This window comes from Pseudomonas sp. TE36184, assembly GCF_054060055.1.
Genome location: NZ_JBSSCU010000001.1, coordinates 3,541,052 through 3,558,686, shown reverse-complemented (window position 1 = coordinate 3,558,686; position 17,635 = coordinate 3,541,052). Strand labels below are relative to the sequence as shown.

The 17,635-nt window shown below is 60.3% G+C and carries 18 protein-coding genes; 11 read left to right on the top strand and 7 right to left on the bottom strand.

Annotated features, from left to right (window positions below):
• The first annotated feature begins 222 nt into the window (after nt 1–222).
• From petA to ACVWZP_RS15945, 6 genes are all read left to right on the top strand, one after another.
• On the top strand, nt 223–816 hold the full coding sequence (gene petA, locus ACVWZP_RS15970) for a ubiquinol-cytochrome c reductase iron-sulfur subunit (RefSeq protein ID WP_026139825.1): 594 nt from the start codon (nt 223–225) through the stop codon (nt 814–816).
• Nucleotides 816–2,027, top strand: coding sequence for a cytochrome b (locus ACVWZP_RS15965; protein WP_017845421.1), 1,212 nt, complete (start codon nt 816–818; stop codon nt 2,025–2,027). The genes petA and ACVWZP_RS15965 overlap by 1 nt, the downstream gene beginning before the upstream one ends.
• A complete protein-coding gene (locus ACVWZP_RS15960; protein ID WP_046384697.1) occupies nt 2,027–2,806 on the top strand; it encodes a cytochrome c1 in 780 nt (259 codons plus the stop codon). The genes ACVWZP_RS15965 and ACVWZP_RS15960 overlap by 1 nt, the downstream gene beginning before the upstream one ends.
• A gap of 146 nt (nt 2,807–2,952) precedes the next feature.
• Nucleotides 2,953–3,570, top strand: a complete 618-nt coding sequence (locus ACVWZP_RS15955; protein ID WP_010568030.1) for a glutathione S-transferase N-terminal domain-containing protein — start codon at nt 2,953–2,955, stop codon at nt 3,568–3,570.
• A gap of 17 nt (nt 3,571–3,587) precedes the next feature.
• The gene (locus ACVWZP_RS15950; RefSeq protein ID WP_017845419.1) at nt 3,588–4,007 is read left to right on the top strand and encodes a ClpXP protease specificity-enhancing factor; all 420 of its coding nucleotides are present in this window, start codon (nt 3,588–3,590) and stop codon (nt 4,005–4,007) included.
• A 158-nt stretch (nt 4,008–4,165) separates the two neighbouring features.
• On the top strand, nt 4,166–4,915 hold the full coding sequence (locus ACVWZP_RS15945) for a FadR/GntR family transcriptional regulator (RefSeq protein ID WP_017845418.1): 750 nt from the start codon (nt 4,166–4,168) through the stop codon (nt 4,913–4,915).
• Here ACVWZP_RS15945 and ACVWZP_RS15940 read toward each other — a convergent pair.
• The 3 genes from ACVWZP_RS15940 to ACVWZP_RS15930 all read right to left on the bottom strand — a co-directional run bounded on the left by ACVWZP_RS15940 (nt 4,912) and on the right by ACVWZP_RS15930 (nt 6,877).
• Nucleotides 4,912–5,106, bottom strand: a complete 195-nt coding sequence (locus ACVWZP_RS15940) for a hypothetical protein (protein WP_032804233.1) — start codon at nt 5,104–5,106, stop codon at nt 4,912–4,914. The genes ACVWZP_RS15945 and ACVWZP_RS15940 overlap by 4 nt on opposite strands.
• Nucleotides 5,107–5,245: 139 nt before the next feature.
• Entirely contained in the window at nt 5,246–5,608 is a 363-nt protein-coding gene (locus ACVWZP_RS15935) for a hypothetical protein (RefSeq protein WP_457369925.1), read from the bottom strand.
• 114 nt (nt 5,609–5,722) lie between these two features.
• The gene (locus ACVWZP_RS15930; protein ID WP_288074612.1) at nt 5,723–6,877 is read right to left on the bottom strand and encodes a phospholipase; all 1,155 of its coding nucleotides are present in this window, start codon (nt 6,875–6,877) and stop codon (nt 5,723–5,725) included.
• Nucleotides 6,878–7,100: 223 nt separating this feature from the next.
• Here ACVWZP_RS15930 and kdgD point away from each other — a divergent pair, with 223 nt between their 5' ends.
• The 5 genes from kdgD to ACVWZP_RS15905 all read left to right on the top strand — a co-directional run bounded on the left by kdgD (nt 7,101) and on the right by ACVWZP_RS15905 (nt 14,148).
• Entirely contained in the window at nt 7,101–8,012 is a 912-nt protein-coding gene (gene kdgD / locus ACVWZP_RS15925) for a 5-dehydro-4-deoxyglucarate dehydratase (RefSeq protein ID WP_017845414.1), read from the top strand.
• A gap of 54 nt (nt 8,013–8,066) precedes the next feature.
• Entirely contained in the window at nt 8,067–9,512 is a 1,446-nt protein-coding gene (locus ACVWZP_RS15920) for an aldehyde dehydrogenase family protein (protein WP_457369924.1), read from the top strand.
• Nucleotides 9,513–10,038: 526 nt separating this feature from the next.
• Nucleotides 10,039–11,403: an MFS transporter gene (locus ACVWZP_RS15915; protein ID WP_046384693.1), complete on the top strand. Its 1,365-nt coding sequence runs from the start codon at nt 10,039–10,041 to the stop codon at nt 11,401–11,403.
• Nucleotides 11,404–11,415: 12 nt separating this feature from the next.
• Nucleotides 11,416–12,969 carry a galactarate dehydratase gene (gene garD, locus ACVWZP_RS15910; RefSeq protein ID WP_046384692.1) on the top strand — a complete coding sequence of 518 codons (1,554 nt, stop codon included), beginning with the start codon at nt 11,416–11,418 and terminating at the stop codon, nt 12,967–12,969.
• Between the two features lie 237 nt (nt 12,970–13,206).
• A complete protein-coding gene (locus ACVWZP_RS15905) occupies nt 13,207–14,148 on the top strand; it encodes an AEC family transporter (protein ID WP_046384691.1) in 942 nt (313 codons plus the stop codon).
• A 27-nt stretch (nt 14,149–14,175) separates the two neighbouring features.
• Here the strand turns inward: ACVWZP_RS15905 and ACVWZP_RS15900 are convergent, their stop codons facing one another.
• From ACVWZP_RS15900 to gatB, 4 genes are all read right to left on the bottom strand, one after another.
• On the bottom strand, nt 14,176–14,559 hold the full coding sequence (locus tag ACVWZP_RS15900) for a carboxymuconolactone decarboxylase family protein (protein WP_017845409.1): 384 nt from the start codon (nt 14,557–14,559) through the stop codon (nt 14,176–14,178).
• Nucleotides 14,556–15,602 (bottom strand): calcium/sodium antiporter, encoded by a 1,047-nt coding sequence (locus ACVWZP_RS15895; protein WP_057004248.1) that lies wholly within the window; start codon nt 15,600–15,602, stop codon nt 14,556–14,558. The genes ACVWZP_RS15900 and ACVWZP_RS15895 overlap by 4 nt, the downstream gene beginning before the upstream one ends.
• A gap of 58 nt (nt 15,603–15,660) precedes the next feature.
• Nucleotides 15,661–16,032: a septal ring lytic transglycosylase RlpA family protein gene (locus ACVWZP_RS15890; protein ID WP_457369923.1), complete on the bottom strand. Its 372-nt coding sequence runs from the start codon at nt 16,030–16,032 to the stop codon at nt 15,661–15,663.
• Nucleotides 16,033–16,189: 157 nt separating this feature from the next.
• The gene (gene gatB / locus ACVWZP_RS15885) at nt 16,190–17,635 is read right to left on the bottom strand and encodes an Asp-tRNA(Asn)/Glu-tRNA(Gln) amidotransferase subunit GatB (protein WP_017845406.1); all 1,446 of its coding nucleotides are present in this window, start codon (nt 17,633–17,635) and stop codon (nt 16,190–16,192) included.

Below are 17,635 nucleotides of genomic sequence, written 5' to 3'. Positions count from 1 at the left end.
GGGCGTTTTTTATTGCCTGCTATTTATGCATAAATTTCGGCGTGACAACTTGCCACAGCCGTAGACCCCCTATACTACAAGGCTTGGAGCTGGAGCTCCGGGTAATTCCCTTGTCAGGGGTGGGGCTTTTCATTACCATTCGGCAAAATTTTTATAAGTTCAGATTTAATACTTAGTAGACGCCTGATTTAACAGGCCAAAAAGCTGATGGGAGAGGACTGAATGAGCAATGACGGCGTGAATGCAGGCCGGCGTCGCTTCTTGGTAGCAGCCACATCCGTGGTGGGTGCTGCAGGAGCGGTGGGGGCTGCGGTCCCGTTCGTGGGGTCATGGTTTCCCAGTGCCAAGGCGAAAGCCGCAGGTGCACCGGTGAAGGTGAATATCAGCAAGATCGAGCCAGGCCAGCAGATGATTGCTGAGTGGCGCGGTCAGCCGGTCTTCATTGTTCGTCGAACGGAGGAAATCCTGGGAAATCTGAAAAAGATCGAAGGCCAGTTGTCTGACCCCAAATCTGAGTTTTCCGACCAACCCGCCTACGCCAAAAACGAAGCACGTTCGATCAAGCCAGAGATTCTGCTGCTGGTCGGGCTGTGTACCCACCTGGGATGCTCACCTACTTTCCGCCCTGAAGTGGCGCCGGTCGACCTGGGCAAAGATTGGGTCGGCGGCTATTTCTGCCCCTGCCACGGTTCGCACTACGACCTGGCCGGACGCGTCTACAAGTCGCAACCTGCTCCACTGAACCTACCCGTGCCTCCGCATAACTACGAATCTAACGACATCATTGTCATTGGCCTCGACAAGGAGAACGCGTGATGAGTAAGTTCATGGATTGGGTGGATGCGCGCTTCCCCGCCACCAAAATGTGGGAAGACCATCTCAGCAAGTATTACGCGCCAAAAAACTTCAACTTCTTCTACTTCTTCGGCTCCCTGGCACTGCTGGTGCTGGTCAACCAGATCGTCACCGGCGTCTGGCTGACCATGAGCTACACCCCTTCGGCGGAGGAGGCATTCGCTTCCGTCGAATACATCATGCGTGACGTCGAGTACGGCTCGATCCTGCGCCTGTTGCACTCCACCGGCGCCTCGGCGTTCTTCATCGTGGTCTACCTGCATATGTTCCGTGGTTTGCTCTACGGTTCGTACCAGAAGCCTCGTGAGCTGGTGTGGGTGTTCGGCATGCTGATCTACCTGGCGCTGATGGCTGAAGCCTTCATGGGCTACCTGCTGCCGTGGGGCCAGATGTCGTACTGGGGCGCCCAGGTGATCATCTCGCTGTTCGGCGCGATCCCAGTGATCGGCAACGACCTGACGCAGTGGATCCGTGGTGACTACCTGATCTCGGGCATCACCCTGAACCGCTTCTTCGCCTTGCACGTAGTGGCCTTGCCGATCGTGATTCTCGGCCTGGTGGTGCTGCACATCCTGGCGCTGCACGAAGTGGGTTCCAACAACCCCGACGGTGTGGACATCAAGAAGCACAAGGACGAGAACGGCATCCCGCTGGATGGCATCCCGTTCCACCCGTACTACACCGTGAAAGACATTGTCGGTGTCGTCGTGTTCCTGTTCGTGTTCTGCTCGATCGTGTTCTTTTTCCCGGAGATGGGTGGTTATTTCCTGGAAAAACCTAACTTCGAACAGGCCAACGCCTTCAAGACACCTGTGCATATTGCCCCGGTCTGGTACTTCACGCCGTTCTACGCGATCTTGCGGGCGATCCCCGACAAGCTCATGGGCGTAATCGCCATGGGTGCGGCCATCGCGGTGCTGTTCGTGCTGCCTTGGCTCGACCGAAGCCCGGTCAAGTCCATGCGCTACAAGGGCTGGCTGAGCAAGATCTGGCTGTGGGTGTTCTGCATTGCGTTCGTGATCCTGGGTGTACTGGGCGTCCTGGCGCCAACCCCTGAGCGCACGTTGCTGTCGCAGGTCTGCACCTTCCTGTACTTCGCCTACTTCATTCTGATGCCGTTCTATACCCGGCTAGAGAAGACCAAACCGGTTCCGGAAAGGGTGACTGGCTGATGAAAAAATTATTCGTTGCATTGATGCTTGCGGCGCTGCCGCTACTGTCCTTCGCTTCCGAGCAAGGCCCTGAGTTGGAAAAAGTCGCTATCGACGTGTCTGACAAAGCGGCCATGCAGGACGGCGCACGCACGTTCGCCAACTATTGCATGGGTTGCCACAGCGCCAAGTTCCAGCGTTACGAGCGTGTTGCCGATGACCTGGGCATCCCGCACGAGGTGATGCTCGACAAGCTGGTGTTCACCGGCGCCAAGATTGGCGACCACATGAATATCGGCATGCAGCCAGCGGACGCCAAGAACTGGTTCGGCGCTGCGCCGCCCGACCTGACTTTGGTGGCGCGGGTTCGCGGCACCGATTGGCTCTACGGCTACCTGAAATCCTTCTACGAAGACCCTGCGCGTCCATGGGGCGTGAACAACGTGGTGTTCCCGAACGTCGGTATGCCTAACGTTCTGGTCGGCCTGCAGGGTCGCCAAGTGATAGGATGCAAGCAGGTTCAGGTAGTCGAGGGCGGCAAGAAGCAATTTGACCCGTTGACCGGCACGCCGCTGACACATGAAGCGTGCGATCAACTGACCATCGTGCCCAAGTCCGGCGCGCTGAACGAAGAGCAGTTCGACGAGAAGGTCAAGAATCTCGTGACCTTCCTGGCCTACTCGGCCAACCCGGTCAAACTGCAGCACCAGCGCATTGGTACGTATGTCTTGCTGTACCTGGCTTTCTTCTTCGTATTCGCTTATCTGCTCAAGCGCGAATACTGGAAGGATGTGCATTGATCCAACCGTAAGCAATTGCTGTTAATCTTGCGCGCCCAGCGGCATCTCTAACCCGTAGCGACCTGGTCATCAGGTACTACTGAGATGCTCTCTGGGCGCGCTCGTTTTTGAGCTTTCGATAATTTCAACAAGCGAGGAGGACCGCCATGGGCGTGACCAATCGGTTGGCCTGTTACTCCGACCCCGCCGACCACTATTCCCACCGAGTACGCATCGTGCTCGCAGAGAAGGGTGTCAGCGCCGAGATCATCAGTGTGGAGGTGGGTCGTCACCCGCCGAAGCTGATCGAAGTGAACCCTTACGGCAGCTTGCCCACCCTGGTCGATCGTGACCTGGCGTTGTGGGAGTCAACCGTGGTGATGGAATATCTGGATGAGCGTTACCCGCATCCGCCTTTGCTGCCGGTGTACCCGGTGGCGCGTGCCAACAGCCGCCTGCTGATCCATCGGATTCAGCGCGACTGGTGCGGGCTGGTGGATTTGATTCTGGATTCGCGCAGCAAAGAGGCGGCCCGTGTCGTGGCGCGCAAGGAATTGCGCGAGAGCCTGACGGGCGTTTCGCCATTGTTCGCCGACAAGCCTTTTTTCCTCAGTGAGGAACAAAGCCTGGTGGATTGCTGCCTATTACCCATACTCTGGCGCTTGCCGATTATGGGCATTGAACTGCCGCGGCCGGCCAAGCCGCTGCTTGATTACATGGAGCGCCAGTTTGCGCGTGAGGCTTTCCAGGCGAGTCTGTCTGGTGTCGAACGCGATATGCGCTAAGGCTTAAGGAGCCGTTGATGAACTCCAGTCGACCCTACCTGGTTCGCGCGCTCTATGAGTGGATTGTGGACAACGATTGCACCCCGCACATGCTGGTCAATTCCGAGTTTCCTGCGGTTCAGGTTCCGCAGGGTTTTGCCAGCGACGGGCAGATTGTGCTGAACGTATCGCCCAGCGCAGTGCGCCACCTGCACATGGACAACGAGGCCGTCAGCTTCGAAGGGCGTTTCGGCGGTGTGCCGCATACGCTGTACGTGCCGATTGGTGCCATCCTCGGGATCTACGCCCGGGAAAATGGCCAAGGCATGGTGTTCGATCTGGAGTCGCCTTTCGAGGATGACGAAGCGATCGACGGGGAAGACGGCGATGATGTGCCGCCACCGGATACCGAGCCACCGCGTCCAAGCGGCCGGCCGAGTCTGAAAGTGGTGAAGTAAGCGGCTTTTGCCTTCGGGCGCGGCTGAAAAATGCCTCGGCGGTTGCCGGGGCATTTTTTTGCCTGGCCGTTGTAGATGAAAGTCATGCCTGGAACGGTGATCGTACAACCGCCATGGGCTATGATGCCTGTTCAGTTCACCAAGAAAGATGACCCAACATGGAAAACACCAACACCGCCCCTCGTCTTCCCCGCAAGCGCCGCAGCCTTGCCCAGGAATTGGTCACGGTGTTGTCCGAGCAGATCCGCGACGGCCAACTCAAGCGTGGCGACAAACTGCCTACCGAATCGGCGATCATGGACGCCCATGGCGTCAGCCGCACGGTGGTGCGTGAAGCCATCTCACGCTTGCAGGCGGCGGGGCAAGTGGAAACCCGCCACGGTATCGGCACCTTTGTCTTGGATACGCCAAGCCCCAGCGGTTTCCGCATTGACCCGGCCACCATCGTGACCCTGCGCGATGTGCTGGCGATCCTGGAGCTGCGTATCAGCCTGGAAGTGGAATCCGCGGGCCTGGCCGCGTTGCGCCGCAGCGACGAACAACTGGCCGGCATGCGTGCCGCCCTCGACGCCTTGAATGAAAGCGCCGCCCATGCCGGCGATGCGGTGGCGTCGGACTTCCAGTTCCACCTGCAGATTGCCCTGTCCACCGGCAACCGTTACTTCACCGACATCATGACGCACCTGGGCACCAGCATCATTCCGCGTACCCGCCTGAACTCGGCACGCCTGGCCCAGGATGACCAGCAGCACTACATGAAGCGCTTGAGCCGCGAGCACGAAGAAATCTACGAAGCGATCGCGCGCCAGGATTCGGACGCGGCGCGGGCGGCGATGCGCTTGCATTTGACCAACAGTCGCGAGCGGCTGCGCCATGCTCACGAAGAAGCAGAGGCGCAACGGGGTTAAGGGTAGGTCACGACCTCAAGCGCCACATCAGTGATGGGCTCGTTAAGATCGAACGGGACGGTGAGGAATCGTTTAACTACCTCGTATTGGGTAGCGGCACCTTCAAATTCGAGAATGTCTCCTTTGTAAATCACGCCATCAAAGGTGATCTGCTTTTTTTTGCCGTCCGGCATATTGAGCTCGTATTTCATGGTCTTCACACGCCAGTGTTGAAAGGTGGAGTGTTGCTTTATCTGCATGCGCAAACGGCCGTGAATACCGGTCCAGACACGTCCCCGGGGCAGGTCTGGTGCCTGCGACGAGAGCGATGCGGTGCGGATAAGCGCTGTGTCACTGCAAGACCGTTATCATCAACGGATCAGAATAGAACCTTCCCGATTCGCTGTTTATCGCGTATCGCACCTGCACCGTTTGGTTGACGAATTTCTTCAAGTCATCGGCAGCGATATCGAGCTTGAGATTCGACTCCTTCACGTAATCTTCCTTGTTGGGGTCGTACTGTCCGGCGTTCTTTTCCTGCCCTTCAGCTTCCGGGGACTCGGGGTCCGGTCCTACGATGATAGATACCTGGGCGCTTGCGGAAACCTCATTGGGCTCGGGGATGGAAAACTCTATGCGTGCGCCGCTTGCCAGGCTCACTTGAGCCGGGCAAGAAGCGTCGCCGCCGACAAGGCTTGGGGCTTTAATGGCCATGATTGAGTGCTCCTTTGCACAGAAGCCAGAGAGCCTGGCTCCTATGCGGGGTTATCGCCCTCGTTGAAAATCGGCGTAACTGTTAGAAATCACAGTCACGACAAACGGTACGGCTCAAGCCGGCGTATTGGGTGTGTAGTCCTTCAGCAGCAAGTACGTACTCCACCCCCACCAATCAGCGGTCCAGTGTTTGTCGTTCAGGTCATTCACGTCCTTGCGGCGCAGTACCTTGTCGCCTTCCATCTTGAACAGCGGCGAAAAGTTATTCGCCGGGTTCTGTGCTGCATTCAGGTCCGGCACATACAGCGGCGCCTTGAAGGTGGCCGGGGAGGGCGCGACACCGCTGATAAACGCGTCGAAGACCTCATCGGCCGACGCCTGCACGGCGCGTTTGACCTGCGCCCGGTTGGCCGCGTCGCCGGCGTCGAAATAGCGTTTATCGCCGTAGGCATGCCATTCGTCACCGACTGCATTGCGCACCTTGAGCCCGAACTTGCTGTCTTCATCGTGCATGAAGCGACTGATCAGCGAGCCCAGCTCCCCAGGCGTCACCACGGCGGCCAGCTGTTTGCGCGGCACGCGCAGGTGGCCGGCGGAAAACAGATCGGTCAAGAAGTGATCGGCAAAACTGTTCATCGCATAGGCCAGCTCCAGCGCCTGGTCGGTGCCGCTTTGATGGGCGATGACGGCTTGTTGCAGCGCCGCCGTATGCCCGGCCAGGTAAGCCGACAACGCCCATTCGCCAAAGTGGTCGGCGTTGTCCGCCGCCAGCTTCAAGTAGCGGCCCAGGGGGAACAGTGCCGAGACCGCGCTGCCGCCGCCGGTGATGCGGTTCCACTCTTCAGACAACGTATCTCCGAGCAAGGCGTAGGCGTCGTGGGCGGATTTGCCGTCCTTGATCGCCTGGTTGACCGCGTTGATCTCCTTTTGCATCACCGCCAGGATCTTGTGTGCTTCCTCCCGTGACGCCGGCAGTCCTGCCAGTGAGTTGAATGCGGCGTTAAAGCGTTGCACGCGTTCGGCAGGCGAGGCGCCATCACTGATGGGTTGGCCGGGGATGCCATAAAAGTCACCGCCCAGGGCGATCACTTGCCCGTAAGTCAGCGCCAGGCCGTTGGGCAGGTGCAGCTCGACGAGTCGGGCGGCAATCGCCGGGGCGTCTTTGGCGAAGCGCAACAGTGTGTCGTCGCCGATGGCAGTGTGTTCACCGCCTTCGAAACGCAGGGAAGGTAGGTTTTTTGCGGGTGCTGCGAGTTCAAGACCGGACATGTTAGCTCCTTGCTATGTCGTAGGAATCTTCCTTTATTGCTGTATGCATATACAGCTATTCGAACATAGAGGAAAAAACTCCTACGTCAATGCGCTCTCTCTCAACAGGCGGTTCGATGAATTGCAGTTGACGAAATATTTTATAGTTGTACGATGACGTATGACATAAGCAAAACCAACAACAACCTTTCGCCAGAAAGTCTTTGCCCAGGGTGTTCGAATAATGAATCCACAAGAACTGAAGTCCATCCTCTCTCACGGTCTGCTGTCTTTTCCCGTGACCGATTTCAACGCCCAGGGTGATTTTCACCAGGCCGGCTATATCAAACGTCTGGAGTGGCTGGCTCCCTACGGCGCCACTGCGCTGTTCGCCGCCGGCGGCACCGGTGAGTTTTTCTCCCTCGCGGCCAGCGAATATTCCCAGGTTGTGAAGACCGCGGTGGATACCTGCGCCACCAGCGTGCCGATCCTCGCCGGTGTCGGCGGTTCGACCCGCCAGGCCATCGAATACGCTCAGGAAGCCGAGCGTCTCGGTGCCAAAGGCTTGCTGCTGCTCCCGCACTATTTGACCGAAGCCAGCCAGGACGGGGTTGCCGCCCACGTGGAAGCGGTGTGCAAGTCGGTCAAGATCGGCGTGGTGGTTTACAACCGCAACGTCTGCCGCCTGACTGCGCCTTTGCTGGAGCGCCTGGCCGAACGTTGCCCGAACCTGATCGGCTACAAGGACGGCCTGGGTGACATTGAATTGATGGTGTCGATCCGCCGTCGTCTGGGCGACCGTTTCAGCTACCTGGGCGGCCTGCCGACTGCAGAGGTTTACGCCGCTGCCTACAAGGCCCTGGGCGTGCCGGTGTATTCCTCGGCGGTGTTCAACTTCATCCCGAAAACTGCGATGGATTTCTATCACGCCATCGCCCGCGACGATCACGCCACCGTCGGCAAGATCATCGATGACTTCTTCCTGCCGTACCTGGACATCCGTAACCGCAAGGCCGGCTACGCGGTGAGCATCGTCAAGGCGGGCGCCAAAATCGTCGGCTATGACGCCGGCCCGGTTCGCACGCCACTGACCGATCTGCTGCCGGAAGAATACGAAGCCCTGGCCGCGCTGATCGACAAGCAAGGCCCGCAATAACTTATCTATAAGGCCGCTGAGCAATCAGCGGCCTTTTGCGTCAGGAGAAGATTCGTGTCCCAAGCCAAACGTTTTGAAAACTACATCAACGGCCAATGGGTGGCTGGCGCTGATTATTGCGTCAACCTCAACCCGTCGGAGTTGTCCGATGTCATTGGCGAATATGCCAAGGCGGATGTCGTCCAGGTCAACGCTGCCATCGATGCCGCCCGCGCTGCGTTCCCGGCCTGGTCGACGTCCGGTATCCAGGCTCGCCACGACGCACTCGATAAAGTCGGCAGCGAAATCCTCGCCCGGCGCGAAGAGCTCGGCACGCTGCTGGCTCGGGAAGAGGGCAAGACCCTGCCTGAAGCCATTGGCGAAGTGACCCGCGCCGGTAATATCTTCAAGTTCTTCGCCGGCGAGTGCCTGCGCCTGTCCGGCGACTACGTGCCGTCGGTGCGACCGGGCGTCAATGTCGAAGTCACCCGCGAAGCCCTCGGCGTGGTCGGCCTGATCACCCCGTGGAACTTCCCGATTGCCATCCCCGCGTGGAAAATCGCTCCGGCCCTGGCCTACGGCAACTGCGTGGTGATCAAGCCGGCGGAGCTGGTGCCGGGCTGTGCCTGGGCCCTGGCAGAAATCATCTCCCGCGCCGGTTTCCCCGCCGGTGTGTTCAACCTGGTGATGGGCAGCGGGCGGGTGGTGGGCGATGTGTTGGTCAACAGCCCGAAAGTCGACGGCATCAGCTTCACCGGTTCGGTCGGCGTCGGGCGTCAGATCGCGGTCAGCTGTGTCTCGCGCCAGGCCAAGGTGCAGTTGGAAATGGGCGGCAAGAACCCGCAGATCGTTCTCGATGACGCCGACCTCAAGCAAGCCGTCGAGCTGTCGGTACAGAGCGCGTTCTATTCCACCGGCCAGCGTTGCACCGCCTCCAGCCGCTTGATCGTCACCGCTGGTATTCACGATCAGTTCGTCGCGGCCATGGCCGAGCGCATGAAGTCGATCAAGGTCGGCCACGCGTTGAAAAGCGGCACCGACATCGGCCCGGTCGTCTCCCAGGCCCAGTTGGACCAGGACTTGAAATACATCGACATTGGCCAGAGCGAAGGTGCGCGGCTGGTGAGCGGTGGCGGCCTGGTGACCTGCGACACCGAAGGCTACTACCTGGCGCCGACGCTGTTCGCCGACAGCGAGGCGGCCATGCGGATCAGCCGCGAAGAGATCTTCGGCCCGGTGGCCAACGTGGTGCGCGTGGCGGACTACGAGGCGGCGCTGGCCATGGCCAACGACACCGAGTTCGGTTTGTCGGCGGGCATCGCCACCACCTCGCTGAAATACGCCAACCACTTCAAGCGCCACTCCCAGGCCGGGATGGTGATGGTCAACCTGCCGACTGCCGGCGTGGATTATCACGTTCCGTTCGGTGGCCGTAAAGGTTCATCCTACGGTTCGCGTGAGCAAGGTCGCTATGCGCAAGAGTTCTACACCGTGGTGAAAACCAGCTACATCGGTTCGTAACACTGTAGGAGCGAGCTTGCTCGCGAAAAATTTCAACGAATACGCAGGCATTCAGAGGGCACGCGGTGCCTTTGAGTTTTTCGCGAGCAAGCTCGCTCCTACAACGTTCCGTTCGGTGGTCGTAAAGGTTCATCCTACGGTTCGCGTGAGCAAGCTCGCTATGCGCAAGAGTTCTACACCGTGGTGAAAACCCGCTACATCGGTTCGTAACACTGTAGGAGCGAGCTTGCTCGCGAAAAATTTCAACGAATACGCAGGCATTCAGGGGGCACGCGGTGCCTTTGAGTTTTTCGCGAGCAAGGTCGCTATGCGCAAGAGTTCTACACCGTGGCGAAAACCAGCTACATCGGTTCGTAACACTGTAGGAGCGAGCTTGCTCGCGAAAAATTTCAACGAATACGCAGGTATTCAGGGGGGCACGCGGTGCCTTTGAGTTTTTCGCGAGCAAGCTCGCTCCTACAGGGGCGGCGTCCAGCGACACATAAATATCACCCGCAAAAAAAATAATTAGTGGGAGTACTTCTACATGCAAGCGACCAAGCCGACCCATGTCCGCTATTTGATCCTGCTCATGCTGTTTCTGGTGACCACGATCAACTATGCCGACCGGGCCACCATCGCAATTGCGGGTTCCAGCCTGCAAAAAGACCTCGGCATCGACGCGGTCACCCTCGGTTACATCTTCTCTGCATTCGGTTGGGCCTACGTGGCCGGGCAAATCCCCGGCGGCTGGCTGCTCGATCGGTTCGGCTCGAAAAAAGTCTATGCCCTGAGCATCTTCACCTGGTCACTGTTCACCATATTGCAAGGCTATGTCGGTGAGTTCGGTGTCTCCACGGCAGTCGTGGCGCTGTTCATGCTGCGCTTTATGGTGGGCCTGGCCGAAGCGCCGTCCTTCCCGGGTAACGCGCGCATCGTGGCCGCCTGGTTCCCCACCGCCGAACGCGGCACGGCCTCGGCGATCTTCAACTCGGCGCAGTACTTCGCCACGGTGCTGTTCGCGCCGCTGATGGGCTGGATCGTCTACAGCTTCGGCTGGCAGCACGTGTTTATCGTGATGGGCGTGATCGGCGTCCTGTTCTCGCTGGTCTGGCTGAAAGTTATCCACAGCCCGCGCCAGCATCCGCTGATCAACGAAGCCGAGTTCAATCACATCGCGGCCAACGGTGCGATGGTCGATATGGACCAGGACAAGGGCAAGGGTAAGAAAACCGACGGTCCGAAGTGGGATTACATCCGCCAGTTGCTGACCAACCGCATGATGCTCGGCGTGTACCTGGGCCAGTACTGCATCAACGGCATCACCTACTTCTTCCTGACCTGGTTCCCGGTGTACCTGGTGCAGGACCGCGGCATGACTATTCTCAAGGCCGGGTTCATTGCCTCATTGCCGGCGATCTGCGGGTTTATCGGCGGTGTATTGGGCGGGGTGATCTCCGACTACCTGCTGCGCAAAGGTCATTCCCTGACCTTCGCCCGCAAGGCGCCGATCATTGGCGGCCTGCTGATCTCCAGCAGCATCGTGGCCTGCAACTACGTGGATATCGAGTGGATGGTGGTGGGCTTCATGGCCTTGGCCTTCTTCGGCAAAGGCGTTGGCGCACTGGGCTGGGCGGTGGTGTCCGACACCTCGCCGAAACAGATCGCCGGGCTCAGTGGCGGCCTGTTCAACACCTTCGGTAACCTGGCGTCGATCACCACGCCGATTGTCATCGGTTACATCATCAGCACCACCGGTTCGTTCAAATGGGCGCTGGTGTTTGTCGGCGCGAACGCGCTGGTGGCCGTGTTCAGTTACCTGGTGATTGTCGGCCCGATCAAACGCGTGGTGCTCAAAGAGCCGCCAAGCCAAGGGCCTGAGTTGACCAACCTTACCCAAGCGCATTCCTGAAGGGGCCGTGTGATGCAGTTGATTGAACATGCCGACTCGCCGCGCTCGATTCGTTTGCACGAGCGCGACAACGTGGTGATCGTGGTCAATGACCAGGGTGTACCGGCCGGGACCGAGTTCCCGGACGGCCTGGTGACCGTGGATTTCATTCCACAAAGCCACAAAGTGACCCTCGAAGATATCCCCGAAGGCGGTCGGATCATTCGCTACGGCCAAACCATCGGTTACGCCCTGGCGCCGATTCCACGCGGCAGTTGGGTGCAGGAAGATCAACTGCGCATGCCCACCGCGCCGCCGCTGGACAGCTTGCCGCTGTCCACCGAGGTGCCAGCGGCCCAGGCGCCGCTGGAAGGCTTTACCTTCGAGGGCTATCGCAATGCCGACGGCACCGTGGGCACGCGCAATATCCTCGGCATCACCACCACCGTGCAGTGCGTCACCGGTGTGCTGGACCATGCGGTCAAGCGCATCAAGGACGAGTTGCTGCCCAAGTACCCGCATGTCGATGACGTGGTGGCGCTGACCCACAGCTACGGCTGCGGGGTGGCGATCACCGCGACGGATGCGTATATCCCGATCCGCACCGTGCGCAACCTGGCGCGCAACCCGAACCTGGGGGGCGAAGCCCTGGTGATCAGCCTGGGCTGCGAGAAATTGCAGGCCGGGCAGGTGATGCACGACAACGACAGCTCCGTCGACCTGAGCGAGCCGTGGCTGTATCGCCTGCAGGATTCCAGCCACGGGTTTAGCGAGATGATCGAGCAGATCATGGCCCTGGCCGAGGTGCGCCTGAAGAAGCTCGACCAGCGCCGCCGGGAAACCGTGCCGGCGTCCGAGCTGATCCTGGGTATGCAGTGCGGCGGCAGTGATGCGTTTTCCGGCATCACCGCCAATCCGGCGCTGGGGTTCGCTTCGGACTTGTTGCTGCGAGCGGGGGCGACGGTGATGTTTTCCGAAGTCACGGAGGTGCGTGATGCCATCTACCTGCTGACTTCTCGTGCGCAAACCAAGGAAATCGCCGAGGAACTGGTACGGGAAATGGACTGGTACGACCGTTATCTGGCCAAGGGCGAGGCGGATCGCAGCGCCAATACCACGCCGGGGAACAAGAAGGGCGGGTTGTCGAACATTGTCGAGAAGTCCCTGGGCTCCATCGTCAAGTCCGGCAGCAGCGCGATCAACGGCGTGCTCGGCCCGGGTGAACGCTTCAAGGGCAAAGGCCTGATCTTTTGCGCCACGCCGGCCAGCGACTTCGTGTGCGGCACCTTGCAACTGGCGGCGGGGATGAACCTGCATGTGTTCACCACCGGGCGTGGCACGCCTTACGGGCTGGCGATGGCGCCGGTGGTGAAGGTCTCGACCCGCACGGAGCTGGCGCAGCGCTGGCCGGACCTGATCGATATCGACGCCGGGCGCATCGCCACCGGGCGTGCGAGCATTGAGGAGTTGGGGTGGGAGTTGTTCCACTTCTACCTGGATGTAGCCAGCGGCAGGAAGCAGACGTGGGCGGAGCAGCACAAGCTGCATAACGACATTACGTTGTTCAACCCGGCGCCGATTACCTGAGACCGAGTCGCCGTTATCGGGGGCAAGCCCCCTCCCACATAGGGTCTGCGGTGTTCATCCGTTGTGTGTCTGACGCAGATTCAGTGTGGGAGGGGCGGTGCGACGACTCGACTTGCCCCCGATAGCGGCGACCCTATGTGGGAGGGGGCTTGCCCCCGATAGCGGTCTATCAGGCGCCATTGGGCCGTATGGCTTATCATTAGCCCCCTAACGACGCCCACCAAGGTTCTCCCCGGCATGCTGGCTATCTTCCTTACCACCCTCACCATCACCGCGCCGGTGTTTGCCATGTTGTTCCTCGGTGTGCTGCTCAAGCGCATCAACTGGATCAACGACAGCTTTATCCACACGGCATCGTCCCTGGTGTTCAACGTCACCATGCCGGCGCTGCTGTTTCTCGGCATCCTGCATGCCGATCTGCATTCGGCGCTCAAGCCGGGTTTGCTGATCTACTTCGCCGTCGCCACGCTGTTGAGCTTTGCCCTGGCCTGGGGCTGGGCGATTTTGCGCTGCAAGCGTGAAGACCGGGGCATCTACACCCAGGGCGCGTTTCGCGGCAACAACGGGGTGATCGGCCTGGCGCTGGCGGCCAGTATGTACGGTGATTACGGCATCTCCCTCGGCGCGATCCTCGCGGCGCTGGTGATCCTGTTCTACAACACGCTGTCGACCATTGTGCTGGCGGTGTACAGCCCGGTGATCAAGTCCGACCCGTGGAGCATCTGCAAAAGTGTGCTGGCCAACCCGCTGATCATCAGCGTGATTGCGGCCGCGCCGTTCGCCTATTTCCAGATCGGCTTGCCGGGCTGGCTGGAAAAATCCGCGCAGTACCTGGCCGACATGACGTTGCCGTTGGCGCTGATCTGCATCGGCGGCACCTTGTCGCTGGCGGCGTTGCGCAAGAGCGGCAACATGGCGCTGAGCGCGAGCTTGATGAAGATGGTCTGGCTGCCGGTGGTCGCCACCCTGGGGGCGTGGTTGCTCGGGTTTCGCGGGCCGGAACTGGGGATTCTGTTCCTGTACTTCGGCGCACCGACGGCGGCCGCGAGCTTTGTGATGGCCAGGGCGGCGCAGGGGAATCATGAGCTGGCGGCGGCGATTATCGTGATCACCACCTTGATGGCGGCGGTGACCACGAATATCGGGATTTTTGTGTTGCAGGCGGGCGGGTGGATCTGAGCTGTGCCGGTGATAGCTACCTGACCATCACTGCTTGTCCGCCTGATACGCCTCAATCACTTCCTGCGCCGCGCGAAACGCCTCGATCGCCGCCGGCACACCGGCATACACCGCGCAATGCAGCAGCGCTTCGCGGATTTCTTCGACGGTGCAGCCATTGTTCAGCGCGCCGCGCACATGGCCTTTGAGTTCCTGCGGGCACTTGAGCGCGGTGAGGGCGGCGAGGGTGATCAGGCTGCGCGTCTTCAGCGGCAAGCCTTCGCGGTTCCACACGCTGCCCCAGGCATGTTCGTTGACGAAGTCCTGCAGCGGCTGGGTGAATTCGGTGGCGTTGCCCAGGGCGCGATCGACGAACGCATCGCCCATCACCTGACGACGCATTTCAACTCCGGGCTTTTTCTGATCGGTCATTGCGATTCCCTCTTGTGTTGGCGGCGCCAGGCTCGCAGCGTGCTGAACAACAGGAAAGCCACCAGCACTGGCAGGACGTAATACAGCATCAGTTGTTCAAGTTTGTTGGCCAGGCCCATGCCGGTGGTGAACGCCATCACATGCAGCCCATACGCCAGGTACAAGCCCAGCAGCACCAGGCCTTCGGCACGGGTCACGCGGTAGCCGGTATAAAACACCGGCAGGCACAACACCACCACGCCGAGCATCACCGGCAGGTCGAAATCCAGGGCATTGGGCGACACCGACAGCGGCGAGGGCGCGAGCAGGGCGGTCAGCCCCAGTACGCCCAGCAGGTTGAACAAGTTGCTGCCGATCACGTTACCCACGGCGATATCCCGCTGACCGCGCAGGGCCGCGATCAGCGAGGTGGCCAGGCACGGCAGTGAAGTGCCGACGCCGATCAGCGTCAAGCCGATGATGCGTTCCGACAGGCCCAGGTCGCTCGCCACATCCACCGCCGCACCCAGCAACAAATGCCCGGCCAGCACCAGCACCAGCAAGCCGCCGAACATCAGCAATACGCTGCTCAACCAGGGCGCCTTGGCCACCGTGTCCAGTGTGCGCGGGCGCCGTGAATGGCGGGTCTGGTAGTGCAGCACGCCGAGGTAGGCCAGCAGGGCCGCGAGCAGCAGCGAACCGTCGAGTGGCGTCAGTTCTTCATTGGCCGCCAGGGTAAACACCAGCAGGCCGGCGAGGATCATCACCGGGATATCCAGGCGCACCAGTTGCCGCGAGACCCGCAGCGGAATGATCAGCGCCGACAGGCCCAGGGTGACGAGGATGTTGAAAATGCTGCTGCCGATCACGCTGCCCACGGCAATGTCGGTATTGCCGGCGAGGGTGGCTTGCAGGCTGACGGTCATCTGCGGCGCACTGCTGCCGAAGGCGACGATCGTCAGGCCGATGATCAGCGGGCGGACCTTGAGGCTGGCAGCCAGGCGCACCGCGGCGCGCACCAGGATTTCGGCGCCGACGATCAGCAGCAGCAGGCCGCTGATCAATTCGATCAGGCTCCAGGGCGAGAGGGCGGTTAATCCGAAAATGGCCAGGGCTCCGTCGTCAAATGCTCAGGGCTTGCACACGAACCCGTGCGGTGCCGCTGCTCAGCATGCCCAGTTGCGCGGCGGCCTGGCGCGACAGATCGATCAGCCGCCCACGGGTGTGCGGGCCGCGATCATTGATACGTACCACCACGGACTTGTCGGTATCGAGATTGGTCACCTTGACCTGCGTGCCGAAAGGCAGGCGCCGATGGGCGGCGGTCAGGGCGTTCTGGTTGAAAGGTTCACCGCTGGCGGTTTTTTTGCCATGGTGCTTGGCGCCGTAGTAAGACGCGGTGCCGGTTTCGTCGTAGCCGTTGGGGTCGATGAGGCTGCTGGCGCAACCGGCCAGCAAAGAGAACACGGCTAAAAGGCCAAGTAAGCGCTTCATTCAAGGTATCCCCTTATCAAATGTGGGAGGGGGCTTGCTCCCGATAGTGGTGTGTCAGTCATTGGTGTTTTGACTGAATCACCGCTATCGGGAGCAAGCCCCCTCCCACAGGAGGTCCGAGTCGAGCATGAAATCTCACTCGGCCCTTTCATCGCGATCAGCCTTCGAGCTTGCTTTTCAGCAGTTCGTTCACCTGTTGCGGGTTGGCTTTGCCCTTGGAGGCTTTCATGGCCTGGCCGACAAAGAAGCCGAACATCTTGCCGCGCTTGGCTTCGTCTGCCGCGCGGTACTGTTCGACCTGCTCCGCGTTGGCCGCGAGCATTTCATCGAGCACCGCCGAGATGGCGCCGCTGTCGGTGACTTGCTTGAGGCCGCGCTTCTCGATGATCTCGTCGCTGCTGCCCTCACCGCTGGCCATGGCTTCGAACACAGTCTTGGCGATTTTGCCGGAGATGGTGTTGTCTTTGATGCGCAGCAGCATGCCGCCCAACTGCTCGGCCGAGACCGGTGCTTCGTCGATTTCCAGGCCCTGTTTGTTCAGCAGGCTGCCCAATTCCACCATCACCCAGTTGGCCGCCAGCTTGGCGTCCCCGGCGATGCTCACGACTTTTTCAAAGTAGTCGGCTTGCTCACGGCTCGACGCGAGGACGCTGGCGTCGTAGACCGACAGGCCGAACTGCGCCTGGAAGCGCTCGCGTTTCTGCGGCGGCAATTCCGGCAGGGTGGCGCGCACGTCATTGAGGAACGAGTCCTCGATGACCACCGGCAACAGGTCCGGATCGGGGAAGTAACGGTAGTCGTTGGCTTCCTCTTTGCTGCGCATGGCGCGGGTTTCGTCTTTGTTCGGGTCGTACAGGCGGGTTTGCTGGATCACCTTGCCGCCGTCTTCGATCAGTTCGATCTGGCGACGCACTTCGGTGTTGATCGCCTTCTCGATGAAACGGAACGAGTTGACGTTCTTGATCTCGCAGCGGGTGCCGTACTCGACCTGGCCCTTTGGCCGGACCGACACGTTGCAGTCGCAGCGCAGCGAGCCTTCGGCCATGTTGCCGTCGCAGATGCCCAGGTAGCGCACCAGCGCGTGGATCGTCTTGACGTAGGCCACGGCTTCCTTGGCGCTGCGCATGTCCGGCTCGGACACGATCTCCAGCAACGGCGTGCCGGCGCGGTTCAGGTCGATGCCGGTGGCACCGTTGAACTCTTCATGCAGGCTCTTGCCGGCGTCTTCTTCCAGGTGCGCGCGGGTTACGCCGACACGCTTGATGGTGCCGTCTTCCAGCGGGATATCCAGGTAGCCTTTGCCGACAATCGGCAACTCCATCTGGCTGATCTGATAGCCCTTGGGCAGGTCCGGGTAGAAGTAGTTCTTGCGCGCGAACACGCTGTGCTGGCCGATCTCGGCGTCAATCGCCAGGCCGAACATCACCGCCATGCGTACCGCTTCCTGGTTCAGCACCGGCAACACACCGGGCATGCCCAGGTCTACCAGGCTCGCCTGGGTGTTGGGTTCTGCGCCGAACGTGGTGGCGCTACCGGAGAAAATCTTCGATTGGGTGGCGAGCTGGGTATGAATCTCCAGCCCGATCACGACTTCCCATTGCAT